The organism is Pseudomonas syringae, from assembly GCF_001698815.1.
In the GTDB taxonomy this organism is placed as follows: Bacteria; Pseudomonadota; Gammaproteobacteria; order Pseudomonadales; family Pseudomonadaceae; genus Aquipseudomonas; species Aquipseudomonas syringae_A.
Genome location: NZ_LGSI01000041.1, coordinates 89144 through 102906, shown reverse-complemented (window position 1 = coordinate 102906; position 13763 = coordinate 89144). Strand labels below are relative to the sequence as shown.

Annotated in this window: 13 protein-coding genes, 2 rRNA genes and 2 pseudogenes; 13 read left to right on the top strand and 4 right to left on the bottom strand. The window is 55.5% G+C overall.

Going from position 1 to position 13763, the window contains the following annotated elements:
- The 8 genes and pseudogenes from AFK24_RS12995 to AFK24_RS12960 all read left to right on the top strand — a co-directional run.
- Positions 1–209 (top strand): 23S ribosomal RNA (locus AFK24_RS12995); the annotation flags it as partial.
- A 158-nt stretch (positions 210–367) separates the two neighbouring features.
- A 5S ribosomal RNA gene (rrf, locus tag AFK24_RS12990) occupies positions 368–483 on the top strand.
- A 225-nt stretch (positions 484–708) separates the two neighbouring features.
- Entirely contained in the window at positions 709–2313 is a 1605-nt protein-coding gene (locus tag AFK24_RS12985) for a tetratricopeptide repeat-containing response regulator (protein ID WP_065833620.1), read from the top strand.
- A complete protein-coding gene (locus tag AFK24_RS12980; protein WP_065833619.1) occupies positions 2310–3002 on the top strand; it encodes a sensor histidine kinase in 693 nt (230 codons plus the stop codon). Before AFK24_RS12985 ends, AFK24_RS12980 begins: the two co-directional genes overlap by 4 nt.
- 98 nt (positions 3003–3100) lie before the next feature.
- Positions 3101–3786, top strand: a pseudogene (locus AFK24_RS31570) (hypothetical protein); the annotation flags it as partial.
- Positions 3782–3934: pseudogene (locus AFK24_RS29915) on the top strand (TylF/MycF/NovP-related O-methyltransferase); the annotation flags it as partial. The pseudogenes AFK24_RS31570 and AFK24_RS29915, both read left to right, overlap by 5 nt.
- 433 nt (positions 3935–4367) lie before the next feature.
- Positions 4368–5609 (top strand): glutamine synthetase family protein, encoded by a 1242-nt coding sequence (locus AFK24_RS12965; RefSeq protein WP_170826326.1) that lies wholly within the window; start codon positions 4368–4370, stop codon positions 5607–5609.
- 55 nt (positions 5610–5664) lie between these two features.
- On the top strand, positions 5665–7059 hold the full coding sequence (locus AFK24_RS12960) for an MFS transporter (RefSeq protein ID WP_065833615.1): 1395 nt from the start codon (positions 5665–5667) through the stop codon (positions 7057–7059).
- Positions 7060–7178: 119 nt separating this feature from the next.
- On the opposite strand, the gene AFK24_RS12955 is transcribed toward AFK24_RS12960, so the two are convergent.
- The 4 genes from AFK24_RS12955 to flgA all read right to left on the bottom strand — a co-directional run bounded on the left by AFK24_RS12955 (position 7179) and on the right by flgA (position 9776).
- Positions 7179–7925: a flagellar brake protein gene (locus tag AFK24_RS12955; protein WP_044901294.1), complete on the bottom strand. Its 747-nt coding sequence runs from the start codon at positions 7923–7925 to the stop codon at positions 7179–7181.
- 81 nt (positions 7926–8006) lie between these two features.
- Positions 8007–8471, bottom strand: coding sequence for a flagella synthesis protein FlgN (locus AFK24_RS12950; protein WP_065833614.1), 465 nt, complete (start codon positions 8469–8471; stop codon positions 8007–8009).
- Positions 8472–8520: 49 nt separating this feature from the next.
- On the bottom strand, positions 8521–8835 hold the full coding sequence (gene flgM / locus AFK24_RS12945; protein WP_065833613.1) for a flagellar biosynthesis anti-sigma factor FlgM: 315 nt from the start codon (positions 8833–8835) through the stop codon (positions 8521–8523).
- 182 nt (positions 8836–9017) lie between these two features.
- The gene (gene flgA, locus AFK24_RS12940) at positions 9018–9776 is read right to left on the bottom strand and encodes a flagellar basal body P-ring formation chaperone FlgA (protein WP_065833612.1); all 759 of its coding nucleotides are present in this window, start codon (positions 9774–9776) and stop codon (positions 9018–9020) included.
- Positions 9777–9856: 80 nt separating this feature from the next.
- Between flgA and AFK24_RS12935 the strand changes: the two genes are divergently transcribed.
- The 5 genes from AFK24_RS12935 (at position 9857) to AFK24_RS12915 (ending at position 13750) form a co-directional block, all read left to right on the top strand.
- On the top strand, positions 9857–10789 hold the full coding sequence (locus AFK24_RS12935; RefSeq protein ID WP_065833611.1) for a chemotaxis protein CheV: 933 nt from the start codon (positions 9857–9859) through the stop codon (positions 10787–10789).
- Between the two features lie 103 nt (positions 10790–10892).
- A complete protein-coding gene (gene cheR, locus AFK24_RS12930; RefSeq protein ID WP_065833610.1) occupies positions 10893–11720 on the top strand; it encodes a protein-glutamate O-methyltransferase CheR in 828 nt (275 codons plus the stop codon).
- A gap of 482 nt (positions 11721–12202) precedes the next feature.
- Complete coding sequence (gene flgB, locus AFK24_RS12925) at positions 12203–12610, top strand: flagellar basal body rod protein FlgB (RefSeq protein ID WP_065833609.1); 408 nt, start codon at positions 12203–12205, stop codon at positions 12608–12610.
- Positions 12611–12613: 3 nt separating this feature from the next.
- Positions 12614–13057 carry a flagellar basal body rod protein FlgC gene (flgC, locus tag AFK24_RS12920; RefSeq protein ID WP_065833608.1) on the top strand — a complete coding sequence of 148 codons (444 nt, stop codon included), beginning with the start codon at positions 12614–12616 and terminating at the stop codon, positions 13055–13057.
- A gap of 15 nt (positions 13058–13072) precedes the next feature.
- Positions 13073–13750 carry a flagellar hook assembly protein FlgD gene (locus AFK24_RS12915; protein ID WP_065833607.1) on the top strand — a complete coding sequence of 226 codons (678 nt, stop codon included), beginning with the start codon at positions 13073–13075 and terminating at the stop codon, positions 13748–13750.
- Positions 13751–13763: the final 13 nt, after the last annotated feature.

The following is a 13763-nucleotide window of genomic DNA, read 5'->3' as shown; positions in this document are numbered from 1 at the left end:
TGTCACGCCAGTGGCATTGCCGGGTAGCTATGTTCGGAATAGATAACCGCTGAAAGCATCTAAGCGGGAAACTAGCCTCAAGATGAGATCTCACTGGAACCTTGAGTTCCCTGAAGGGCCGTCGAAGACTACGACGTTGATAGGTGGGGTGTGTAAGCGCTGTGAGGCGTTGAGCTAACCCATACTAATTGCCCGTGAGGCTTGACCATATAACACCCAAGCAATCTGTGACTCGAATGAGCATCAGATTGCGGTGACTGTGAAGACGACACGAACCGAAAGTTCGCGACGCACACGCACAAAAGACACCTGACTATCACATACCCGATTTGCCGAAACGTCGCAAGACGCGTCGGTACCCGAATTTCTTGACGACCATAGAGCATTGGAACCACCTGATCCCATCCCGAACTCAGCAGTGAAACGATGCATCGCCGATGGTAGTGTGGGGTTTCCCCATGTGAGAGTAGGTCATCGTCAAGATTGAATTCCAGAACCCCTGATCGCTTACGCGTTCAGGGGTTTTGTTTGTCTGCTCGAAAATGTCCTGTTAGGTGATATCAATTTTGGGCGCGACGGCGCGTCTTGTCTCCGGTATTACCCCGGATAATTGCTTCATCCAGAAATCTGCAAGCTCGCCGAGCTGGAACCGTTCTTGCATTGCGCTAAGGAATGACCTTTTTTTGACTCCTCGCGACAGGAATCTCGATGCTGGCGTACAACCAAAAAAGCTTTCTTATCGTCGATGATTTCTCTGACTTTCGAAGTTCCGTCAGATCGATGTTGCGCGAGTTGGGCGTGAAGGATGTCGATACTGCAGACACTGGCGAGCAGGCGCTGCGAATGTGCGCGCAGAAACGCTACGATTTTGTCCTGCACGATTTCAATCTCGGTGACGGCAAGAAAAACGGTCAACACGTGCTGGAAGATCTCATGGTCGACAAGCTGTTGAGCCATGAAAGCGTGTTCATCATGGTTACCGCCGAAAACAGTCAGGCGATGGTCATGAGCGCTCTTGAATGGGAACCGGACGCTTATCTGACCAAGCCTTTCAACCGTGCAGGCCTGGCCCAGCGCCTCGAAAAGCTTGTCCAGCGCAAGAGCCTGCTCAAGCCTATCCTCCAGGCCTTGGACCGAGGCAAGCCAGCCGAGGTATTGGCTGCCTGCACCGATCTTATAAATCAGGATCAGCGATACGCGCCTTTATGTTTGCGTTACAAGGCCGATGCCCTGCGCGACCTCAATCAGCATGATGCGCTGGAAACCTTTCTCAAGAGCATTCTTGCCGACCGCGCTACCCCTTGGGCTTACGCAGCACTGGGCAATCTGCTGTTCAAGCGCAACAAGGTCAGTGAAGCTCAGTTGGTCTTTGAGCAAGCATTGAAAGCGTTTTCGACAATGCCGGCGCTCTACGATGGACTCGCCGATGTATTGGTGGCTCGCGGCGATTCCAAGCGCGCGCAGGAGGTGCTGGAGGCTGCCGTGCGCTTGTCACCGTTGGCTGTACGGCGTCAACGGTTGCTTGGCAAGTTGGCCCTTGTTAACGAAGATTTCGAAAGTGCTTCCAAAGCTTATCGGCATGCAGTGGCCCAGGGGCAACATTCTCGGTTCAAGGATCCCGAAGCCAATCTGGGATTTGCTCAGGCATTGATCAGCAAAAACGGCGATCAGGGTCTCGATTCGCGATCCAGAGTAGAGCTGAACCAGACGCTGAGTGAGGTCGCCAAAGAGCATGGCAGCGATCAGGGCCTTCAGGTGCGAACCCGCTTGATGAAAGCCACCAGCCTGCAATTGTCGGATCCTGAAGCGGCGGCGAAGCTGACCGAAGATGCAATGGGACGCCTGCAGGGCATGGAGCAGTTTCTTAGTGCCGATGCGGCGTTGGTAGTTGCTGCGCAATTACAAAAGCTGGGGCAGGAGGATGCCGGTGCTGGCGTGCTTAAAAGTTGTGCCGAGATCTACGGCGATGACCCGGTGGTTATGCAAAGTATCGCAAAGCAGACCGACGACCCTGCGATTCTGGGTGCTGGCAAAGCAGCAATGGACCTGAATCTACAGGGCGTTCGCAGCTACAAGGCTGGCAGTTTGCCCGAAGCTCGGGATTTTTTCCGCAATGCTCTGGCCTTGCAACCGAAGAACATCAGTATCGCGTTGAACCTGGCGCAGTCGTTGCTGCATGCCAAGGGATTGGCTCCGGACGCTGCCAACCTACAAGAGTGCCAAACCTGCCTGAAAATGGTCGGCAATATGCCTGACAGCGATCCGCGATATGACAGATTCCAGAAATTACAAAGCAGGGCATTCGGCGCATGAGCGAAATGAATACCGGTCTTGATTTTTCCATGGTCATTGCATCCACAGTGCATGACATGAAAAACGCCCTCGCGACGTTGATGCAGGCGCATGGCCAATGGTCAGGCCGGCTTACCGATGCGGAGCGCGACACTCCCGAACACGGCGTGATCGACTATGAGTTCGCTAATCTTAATGGAATGCTGGTGCAGTTGCTTGGCTTGTACAAGTTGGGTGTCAACCAGTTGCCATTGCGTCCGGATTATCACGAACTCGATGACTTTATCGAAGCACAGCTGGCACTGCATCATGAGGTGCTAAGCAGTCGCGGGATCACCGCTACGTTGGTAATGAACAGCTCGAACCCGCTGGGCTTCTTTGATCGAGAATTGATTGGTTCGGTGATGGCCAACATTATCATCAACGCTATCCGTTTTGCCCGCCGAGCGGTGGTGATCAATATCGGGGAAGCGGCCGACGGGCTGGTAATAACGATCAACGATGACGGCCCCGGCTACCCGCTATTTCTGATCGAGCGCCAGTCCGACTACGTACAAGGCATCAATCAAGCCAGCGGCAGTACGGGCCTGGGCCTTTATTTTGCTGCGCGTATTGCAGAGATCCATGAGCGGAACGGGATTCGGGGTCGAATCGAAATCGCAAATGGTGGCCGTCTCGGTGGGGGACTATTCAGCATTTACCTGCCGTGAACAGCGGGCCAGCGGTAGTCAGGCTGACCCCTCGCTACGCTTAATTTTGTCTGGCTCCAGCCGATGATTGAGTAGGTGCAGATTTAAGGAAGGCAAACGTGAACTTGTTTATCAACCGACTTCAAAACAAGAAAGACTTCCGCAAGGCCGTATATTCCAGTGACATCTCTCTGAATACCAATCTTCAGTCCCCACGTCGATCTTTACGACTATGCTCGTCATAGCGTCACCGCAGCGTTCAGGGGTGAGAGCAATCATCAGGCACTGCACTGCACACGATGATGCCTGTTGAGGAGTTCGTAACGCTGGTCACGCGCCTCAAAGGTCACTTCACTAACTGCCTGGAGGTCAAGGGGATAATCCGCCGTTTCGTTTTGGAAATAGGCGTTGATCCTGCCGAATATCTCTTTGATGTGCCACGAATTCGTGTGGTGCCGAACTATAACTATTTGCACGCAGGCGTCAGCTACGGCTACAAGCCGCATCGCGATACCTGGTACGGTGGGTCGGATTGCCAGATCAACACCTGAATGCCGGTTTATATTATTCAGCCGGACCAGGCAATGATGATCAATCCCGGCTACTTCTCTGCCCCGGCGAAGAATTCTTCAGCCGACTGGAACCTGTCCAACTGGATTAACGTGCAGCGTTCGTTGGCCAAGGACAACGTGAAAGAAGAGTTCGCGTTCATCCGGATCCTCTTGAAGATATATCCACTGCTTCGGAGATCCGGATTGTCGCCAATGCTGGCGAAATCATCACGTTCTCTGGCTCACATCTTCATGCCTAAAGGTGCCATCGTGGTGCTGGACGAAGTTGCCTATCGTAACTTCCCCGGAGAAACGAGCGCGCTGCGTGAAGTGCTGGATCTGAACAAGGTTGAACTCAAGCGCCTGCCGTTTGACTCGTGTGTCGGGTACTTCCGGATCTGATTCAACTGTTCTGGCTCCCCGACCTCTGCGTCGAGGAGCTTCAGACCATTATCCAGCGAATCAAAATAACCAACCCGTCCGCCCGGCATCATTCACGTGTGCCCCTTCAGCATCCAGTCCCGCAGCACCTGCCGCTTCGCCGGGAAACTACAGACTCTTTATTTCAGCAGTTGGATGTCCCAGAGCCATTGGCTTTTTGGCGCGTGTTCGCTGCTCCATTCGCCTGAAGTCTTGTGGATGAGCATTGAGTGCTTGAAATTCCGAACGGCTGGTGCGTATTTTGTACGCCTTGCCGCAGAGTCGGCCTGCACAAAAACGAAGGATTCGAGTCATGACCAGCGATGGCCACAATTCACTCGCGCAGCGATTGATGGGCATTGATGAAGTTGAGTGTGTTACTCCCGATTTGAATGGTATCGCCCGCGGCAAGGTGATGACCGGCGAAGGGTTTCTGCAAGGTCGCAGATTACAACTGGCCCGAGGCGTATTGCTGCAATGCATCATGGGCGGCTATCCGCCGTCGCGCTTTTACGGCAGCGATGATGGTGACGTGGCGATGATTGCCGACCCGCAGCAGATTCATCGCCTGCCGTGGAGCGCAGAGCCACGTGCCCTGGCGATCTGTGATGCCGAAGAGCTGAGCGGGCAGCCCTGCAGTCTGTCGACGCGAGGACAATTGAAGGCGGTGATCGCGCGCTATGCCAGGCACGGTCTGTCACCAGTGGTTGCGACAGAGCTGGAGTTTTTTGTCTTCGCTCCCAACCCGGACCCAACCCACGCGTTTGTGCCGCCTGCCGGTCTGGACGGCCGCCGGGAAGAGGGTTTTTCCGCTTTCAGCATCAGTTCAAATAACGGCTTGCGGCCATTTTTCAGTGAGGTTTATACCTGTATGGCCGCGCTGGGTTTGCCCCGCGATACGTTCATGCATGAAATGGGTGTCAGTCAGTTCGAGATCAACCTGTGGCACGGCGACCCTCTGTTGTTGGCCGACCAGACGTTCCTGTTCAAGCACCTGCTCAAGGAAGTGGCGCTCAAACATGGCTTGATCGTGGTGTGCATGGCCAAACCGTTGGCGCACACGCCGGGCAGTTCGATGCACATTCATCAGAGCGTCGTGGACTCTGCGTCGGGTCGTAACGTATTCACCTCGGATGATGGTTTGCCGACCGACCTGTTTCGGCATTTTTTGGGTGGTCAACAGGCGTGCATGGCGGATTTCACGGCATTGTTCGCGCCTAATGTGAATTCCTACCAGCGACTGTGTCATCCATTCGCGTCGCCCAATAACGCGTGCTGGTCCCATGACAATCGCGCCGCCGGTTTGCGCATTCCGGCCAGCACGCCAGAAGCGCGGCGTGTGGAGAACCGCCTGCCGGGTGCGGATGCCAATCCGTATCTGGCGATTGCTGCAAGTCTTGCTGCCGGCCTGTATGGCATCGAGCATGGGTTGGAGCCTGAGGCTGCCGTGCAGGGGGAAATCCATGTGCCTGACCATTTGTCACTGCCATGTACCCTGCATGCTGCATTGGAACGTCTGAAACGCAGTCAGTTGGCCAAGGAACTGTTTGGTCATGAATTCATCGAAGGCTACATCGCTTCGAAGACGATGGAGCTGACCAGCTTTTTCGACGAAATTACCCCCTGGGAGCGGCGTGTTCTGGCCGCCCAGGCTTAAGAACCGCTGTTTTGCAGTCACCCCGTGCGGGTGACTGTTTATTTTTGGAACGTCGATGCGCCAAATCTGGAAATCTTTTCAAGGGCTCTACTTTGCTTCGCTGATGATGTTGATCGGCTCGGGTCTCTTAAGTACCTACCTTGCGTTGCGACTGGCGGCTGATCAGGTGGACAGCCTGTGGGTTGGTGCGCTGATGGCCGCCAACTATTTCGGTCTGGTGCTGGGCGGTAAGATTGGTCACCGGCTGATCGGCCGGGTTGGCCATATCCGCGCGTACGCAACCTGTGCCGGGATTGTCGGCGCAGCCGTGCTGGGTCACGGTTTGATTGATTACCTGCCCGCGTGGCTGTTTCTGCGGATGATTGTGGGCCTGGGGATGATGTGCCAATACATGGTCATCGAAAGCTGGCTCAACGAGCAGGCAGAAGCCAGGCAGCGGGGCAAGGTGTTCAGCGGCTATATGATCGCCTCGTACCTCGGTCTGGTACTCGGCCAGTTAATCCTCGTTATCCATCCACAATTGGGTCTTGAGCTGCTGATGCTGGTCGCGCTGTGCTTCGCATTGTGTCTGGTGCCTGTGGCCATGACTCGCAGCATTCACCCGGCGCCCATGCACCCCGCGCCTTTGGAACCACGGTTTTTCATCGGGCGTGTGCCGCAGTCGTTGACCACCGTATTGGGCGCTGGATTGATTATCGGCTCTTTTTACGGCCTGGCGCCGGTGTATGCGGCGGAGCAGGGGTTGTCGACCGAGCAGGTCGGTTTGTTCATGGGCTTCTGCATTCTGGCCGGGTTGTTGGTGCAGTGGCCGCTGGGCCTGCTGTCTGACCGTTATGACCGGGCAAGGCTGATGCGTGGTTTTGCCGGCGTGCTGGCTGTGGCCGCGTTGCCGCTGGCGGTATTGCCAAGCGTGCCTATCGAGGCACTGTTCATCATTGGCTTCGTCGCCTCGTTGGTGCAATTTTGCCTGTATCCATTGGCGGTGGCCTTTGCCAATGACCACGTTGAGGGCGAACGCCGGGTGTCACTGACGGCGATGCTGTTGATGACTTACGGTATCGGCGCGAGCATCGGTCCGTTGGCGGCAGGCGTCTTGATGAAGATGTTTGGCGGCAACATGCTTTATGCATTTGTCAGCTTTGCCGGACTGGTTCTGGTTGTGCTGATCCGGCCGAAGGCTGTGACGCACATTCACCAGGTAGACAACGCGCCGCTGCACCACGTGGCAATGCCGGACAGCATGTCCAGTTCGCCATTGGTTGTAGCGCTTGACCCACGGGTTGATGAGCAGGTGGTTCAGGACCAGATGCAAACGACGGTTGATCCGGACGTTACGCCCCAGGAGCCTGTCGAGCCGGCAGCTGAAACGGCTGCGCAGGACGATCCTGAAACGGCGGCTAAACCGCAAGCAGTGGCAGAGCTGGAAGGCGAGGAGATCAACCGGCCCTGAAGCAAACGTGTCATCTGATCTGCAGCGATTCCGCTGATTTGAAGGCACAAAAAAAGGCGATTGCGGATAAAGCGCAATCGCCTTTTTTATGCTGCGTGTTTTGCCTGGAAAACTGCTGCTCAGAAGTCGTCGTCTTTGTCGAATCGGCGCGCTTCACGCTGCAACTGATAGACAAAGCGTTCAACCTGACGCTGCACCAGCCCGCTCATATTATGGAAGCGCACACCGGCAAACGTGGTGTTGACCCTTTCTTCGAAATGCAGGTAACGCAACTCAACCGGCGCAGTCATGGTGCCGAATGGCAGTTGCGCCGCAAACCGTTCGTAGACCTGGCCCAGTTGTATGCGTTCCGAGATGTCGCCTTCAAAGCGCAGCTTGCAGCCAGTCGCGGAGATATCCAGCAGCTTGCCGCCCAGCGGCGCCTTGAGCTTGTCACCGCCAATTTCGACATTAACCAGTGATGCGAGCTTGAGTGCTGCACGAAAGGCGTTGCGACGTTGGTGATAAATGACTTCCTCGGGCAGCGCGCCGCGGTAAAGCCGCTGGCCGTCGTTGTCCGAAATGGTCAACTGGCCGCTGCTTTCCCATGCGATACGCACGCCGTCATGAAAGCCTTCGACACGAAAGGGCTCGCCGTTGGTGAGGAAGCGTTCACCATCGCGGGGGATCATTTCGTCCAGGGCCATGGTGTTGGCTTCGCGATCTACCTCGATCAGGTAGCTTTGAAAACGCTGTGTGCGCTCATGAAAGGTAATGATCAAGGGATCATGACTTTCAAGTAACTGCCGCAGGTTGGCGGCAATTTCCAAAGGTGTAGTTAAAACCTTTGGGGGCTGCGGAGCATCTTCCGCGCTTGAGCCATTCACTTTTTTCCATCTCCAGGCAAAATACGACAGCAACGCAATGGCAGGCATTTTGCCAGCATGCAAAGCGCCTTGATACAGAAATTACGCTTGGCTTAACGGCCTTGGCTTGGCGCGCCCGGATGTCGAGCCACGGCTGTCATAAAGCGTTGGCGTATCGCCCGTCAGGATTCTCAGCTGATGAGCCGTAGCAATTTGCTGATGCTGAATCGAGCCACCATTACTTTCGTTTGCCGCCTGACATTGCACAATCAGCGCGCTCAGTTCATCGCCGGCCTTGACCAGTTCTTCGCCGACTGCCGAATGACTCGCCAGCTCAACCAACCCTTTGCGATCCGGACTCAGGCCCATGGCGACCAACAACTGACTGCGCTTGCGGCCATGCTGCTCCAGCAGAATCACCATCGCCTGCTTCTGCGCGAGGATATGCTCCATCTCGACCATGTCGCGACCGTGAAGGGCAATCGATTCGGCCTGCAAAAGCTCCAGCAATTGCCGGGCGGGTATAAAGTCATCGGTGATCAGTTGCAGCAAAGTAGTGTCTTGCATCGCATGCTCTGGTTTTTAAGCGTCCAGAAAATCCACCGCGAGCACCGGGCTAGCGTTGGGCTTCGAAATTGAGCAGCTTGCTGGCCACCCGGTTGCTGTCCACCTGATAACTGCCGTCTGCAATTGCCTGCTTCAATTCCGCCACTCGGGCGCTGTTGACAGCAGGCTGATCGCGCAACGTATCGGTGATTTTTTTCAACTGCTGAGCCTCGCCGCTCAAATGAACGGATTCTCCGGTTTTGCCAGTTTCAACTGCTGCGCCGGTAGAGGCAGATTCGGTCTTGCCGGTTTCCTTGGTGGTGCTGGTGCGCGATGTACTGCCCACCGATGGCGCGTTGTTCAGCCTGCTGAAATCAATGACCATGATAAAAAACCTCTGGGTATTTGGACGCTTGCCATGGTTTCGACCAAATCCATGAAAACTTTAGTCCGAATGCGAAATGCATGTGAAGCGCACGTGAGAATGGACCTCACATCACGGGACTTGTTTCGCAGTCTAGAAAAAACCAGCGTTCTCTACCAGCAGTCAGTTATTTATATGGCTATTCACATAGGCACTTCCACTTGGCCGGGGCCCGTGACACTGGCTTTTATGACCCGTTTCGAATTGAGGTTGCGCACGCGTATTTGCTCGTTCAGTCCACCATCCGACAAGGCCTCGCCGGGCATGCGTACCGCCAGGGTGCCGCTGCGCGCAATAATCACGACCTGATCGCCTTTATGGATGAGTTGCGGCTGTTCCAGGTACGCCGGGGAAAGAACCTGATCCATTACCGCCGGTCGGACAGTTTTTTGCCCGACGGCCTGATCCAGCGATGTGAGAAAACCTTGCCCGAGTTGGCCAATGTCGCGCTCGCGCAGGGCGACATCCTCTTCGCTGACCAGACTGTCACGCTTGAGGGGCCGCACGGCCGTTACGACGTTGCGAAACAGATGCACCTGCGCAGGCACGAACACCGTCCAGGGCGATGTGCCTTCGCAGCGAACCTTGACGTTGACCCGGCCCACGGGCTTCGGGCTTTCCAGTGATGCTGTCAAATCCTTGTCGCAAAAAGGCATCCGTGTACGTGGATCCAGCTGCTTGACCTCGATTTCCGAACGGCCTTCGATTTGATTGGTCGCCAGATAGTCTTCAACAGTGAATTCAAGAAACCCCTGAGTGACGCCGATAAGCTGTTCAGGCAGTGTGAAAGTGTCGGCGCGGCTGAAACCGGCCAGGCTAAACAGGCACAATGCTGCCACTACACAGAATAGGCTGCGTTTTCTGAAAGAAATGTGTCGGGAAATTGTCGTTTCTGTGTTCATAACGTATAAAAAGCAAGGGCCGTGCCGCTTCCCAAATGGGGTGGAGTGGTGATCGGTTGCTTTTGAAGGGGAGTCGGAGCATGGCCGGTGTAATGGATTCAGTGAACCAGCGCACGCAGCTGGTTGGGCAGAATCGCCTTGAGCTGTTGTTGTTCCGTCTCGACGGCAAGCAACTGTATGGGATCAACGTGTTCAAGGTGAAGGAGGTGCTGCAATGCCCCAAACTTACCGTGATGCCCAAATCCAACCGCATCGTGCGTGGCGTGGCAAGTATTCGCGGGGGAACGATTCCGATCCTCGATCTGGCCATGGCGACAGGCTCGTCCGGACAGATGAGCCTGGACAATACATTCGTGATTATCACGGAGTACAACACCAAGGTTCAGGGCTTCCTGGTGCATTCGGTCGAACGCATCGTGAACATGAACTGGGAAGAGATTCATCCGCCACCCAAGGGCACGGGTCGCGATCACTACCTGACGGCCGTTACCCGGGTCGATAATCAGTTGGTGGAAATCATCGATGTCGAGAAGATCCTCGCTGAGGTGGCGCCGATTTCCGAGGCGGTGTCTGTCGGTGTGATCGATACGGAAACCCAGCACAAGGCTATTTCGCTCAAGGTTTTGACCGTCGACGATTCATCGGTGGCGCGCAAACAGGTCAGTCGTTGCCTGCAAACGGTCGGTGTCGAGGTCGTGGCGCTGAACGATGGCCGCCAGGCGCTGGAATACCTGCGCAAGCTGGTCGACGAGGGCAAGAAGCCCGAAGAAGAATTTTTGATGATGATATCCGACATCGAAATGCCGGAGATGGACGGCTACACGCTGACCGCCGAGATTCGTAACGATCCGCGAATGCAAAAACTGCATATCATTCTGCATACTTCTCTGTCCGGCGTGTTCAATCAGGCTATGGTGAAGAAGGTTGGCGCAGATGATTTCCTTGCCAAGTTCCGGCCTGATGATCTCGCGGCCAGGGTTGTGGATCGGATCAAGGCCGCAGATAACAGTTAGGGTTGCCGCTTTGGCACGGCCCGGCAACGTGGCTTGTGCTGAACGGCAACAGACCCTGGGGACGTCGTCCCTGGTGGTTCACATGATTTGAGAGGCGGCATCTTTGTCTACGGGTAATTTGGATTTCGAACAGTTCCGGGTCTTTCTGGAAAAAGCCTGTGGCATCCTGCTGGGTGAGAACAAGCAGTACCTTGTTTCCAGCCGTCTCAACAAGCTGATGGAACAACAGGGCATAAAATCCCTGGGTGAGTTGATCCAGCGCATTCAGACCCAGCCCCGCAGCGGTTTGCGCGAGCAGGTCGTGGATGCCATGACCACCAATGAAACGCTATGGTTTCGTGACACCTATCCATTTGAAGTCATGAAGAACAAAGTGCTGCCTGAGTCGATCAAGGCCAGCCCTGGTCAGCGCTTGCGTATCTGGTCCGCAGCCTGTTCGTCCGGCCAGGAACCGTACTCGCTGTCGATGACCATCGATGAGTTCGAGCGCAGCAATCCGGGACAGCTCAAGGCGGGGGTGCAGATTATCGCCACCGACTTGTCCGGTCTGATGCTGACCAATTGCAAGTCGGGCGAGTACGACAGTCTGGCGATTGGCCGGGGCTTGTCTCCGGACCGCCTGCAGCGTTATTTCGACGTGAAGACTCCGGGCCGCTGGGTGATCAAGGCGCCGATCAAAAGTCGCGTCGAGTTTCGTGCCTTCAACCTGCTGGACAGCTACGCGAGCTTGGGCAAGTTCGATATCGTGTTCTGCCGTAACGTGTTGATCTATTTCTCTGCGGAAGTGAAAAAAGACATCCTGTTACGCATTCACGGTACGCTCAAGCGGGGCGGCTATCTGTTTCTGGGCGCTTCCGAAGCCCTCAACGGTCTGCCGGATCACTACCAGATGGTTCAGTGCAGTCCGGGCATTATCTACCAGGCCAAGTAGATCGGCCTGATCAATGAGAGGGGACCTTCGGGTTCCTTTTTTTTTGCGCCGAATATTGGAGCGAACTCGTTCGCGAAACAGTGTTGCAGGCGCTGAATCTTTGGCGGGTGTGCCAACCCTCGCGAATAAATTCGCTCCTACAATTTCGAAGTCGGCGCGGTCTGTAGGACCGGATTTATCCGGGAAGGCGTCGGTTCAGACAACACATCGGTGGCGCCCGAGTATTGCCCCCAAACATAGAATCTCCAACGAGCGCGCGCCGTCGAGATGTCCCGGCGCTCTGAACCGGCAACGGCAATGGCAAAATTACGGCGCTCTGTTTGCCGCATTTGACCCGCATAGCGGAAACACCTTGCCGCTTTTCTGACATTGCCGTGCCATGACCGGCCTCGGGCCCTTGGTTTACGGGGATTTCAGAACTGGCACGCTGATTGCTTTGTCACTGATACGAAAATCTGGTCAACCGGTAAAGGTTTCCCGACATGAGCATCAGCTTCGATAAAGCGTTAGGTATCCATGAGCAGGCCCTCAACTTCCGCGCCAAGCGCGCCGAAGTGCTGGCCAACAACATCACCAACGCCGATACGCCAAATTACAAGGCTCGTGATCTGGAGTTTTCTTCCGTGCTGGCCGCTGAAAGCGACAAGGCCAAGAACGGCACCTTTACGCTGAACAAGACTAACAGTCGCCATATCGAAGCTGACGGCGTCGGCAATACCGACGGTTCGCTGTTGTACCGCACGCCTTCGGCGCCATCGCTGGATCAGAATACCGTGGATGCCCAGGTCGAGCAGGCCAGCTATGCCGAGAACGCTATTGGTTTCCAGGCCAGCTTCACGTTGCTCAACAGTAAATTCAAAGGGCTGGTTGCAGCCCTTCGCGGAGAGTAATTCATGTCTCTAGCCAACGTTTTCAATATTGCCGGCAGTGGCATGAGTGCGCAGACCACTCGCTTGAACACCACCGCCAGTAACATCGCCAACGCCGAAACCGTGTCTTCGAGCATGGATCAGACTTACCGGGCGCGCCATCCGGTGTTCGCCACCGTGATGCAGGGGCAGGGCAGCAGCGGTGGCGGTTCGTTGTTTCAGGATCAGGGCGAAGCCGGGCAGGGCGTGCAGGTTTCCGGGATTATCGAAGATGCCTCCAACCTCGAAGCGCGTTACGAGCCAAATCATCCTTCCGCCGACAAGGACGGGTACGTTTACTACCCCAACGTCAATGTCGTCGAAGAAATGGCTGACATGATTTCTGCCAGTCGGTCTTTCCAGACCAACGCAGAGATCATGAACACCGCCAAAACCATGATGCAGAAAGTCCTGACCCTCGGTCAGTGATAAGGGGCGAAACAAATGGCCATTGAAGACGTATCGACGAGTTTTATCAGCTCCTTGCAGAACCCGACACCGACCGCGACCAACTCCGGTACCGCGCTTGGCAAGGATGCGTTCCTGCAGTTGCTGGTGACGCAGATGAAGAACCAGAACCCACTGGATCCGCAGGACAACACGGCGTTCGTCGCCCAGTTGGCGCAGTTCAGTAGTCTGGAAAGCATGCAGAATCTGACCGCGACGGTCGACTCAATTGCTACCAGCTACACGTCGTCTCAGGCACTGCAGGCATCTTCTCTGGTCGGTCGTTCAGTGATCGTGGACGCTGGTTCGGCGGTGGTTGATACCACTAAGGGTATGACCGGTTCGGTGGTCGTGCCGTCTTCGGCTACCGGTACAACGGTCAAGATTTACGATTCCAGCATGACTCTCGTCGACACGGTGGACTTGGGTACGCAACCTGCCGGCACCACCAGCTTCACTTGGGATGGCACTGATAGCAGTGGCGAAGCTGCTGCTTCCGGCACCTATAGCTTTGTCGCAAACGGCACCATCGACGGCAAGGGAACGGCACTGACGACTTACCTGCCGGCCACCGTCAATAGCGTGACCACTGCGGCCGCTGGCGGGGAAATGACTCTCAACCTGGCAGGCGGTACCAGTATCGCTTTGTCCAAAGTGCAAACAATCGGAATTTAGAGCCGACTAGACG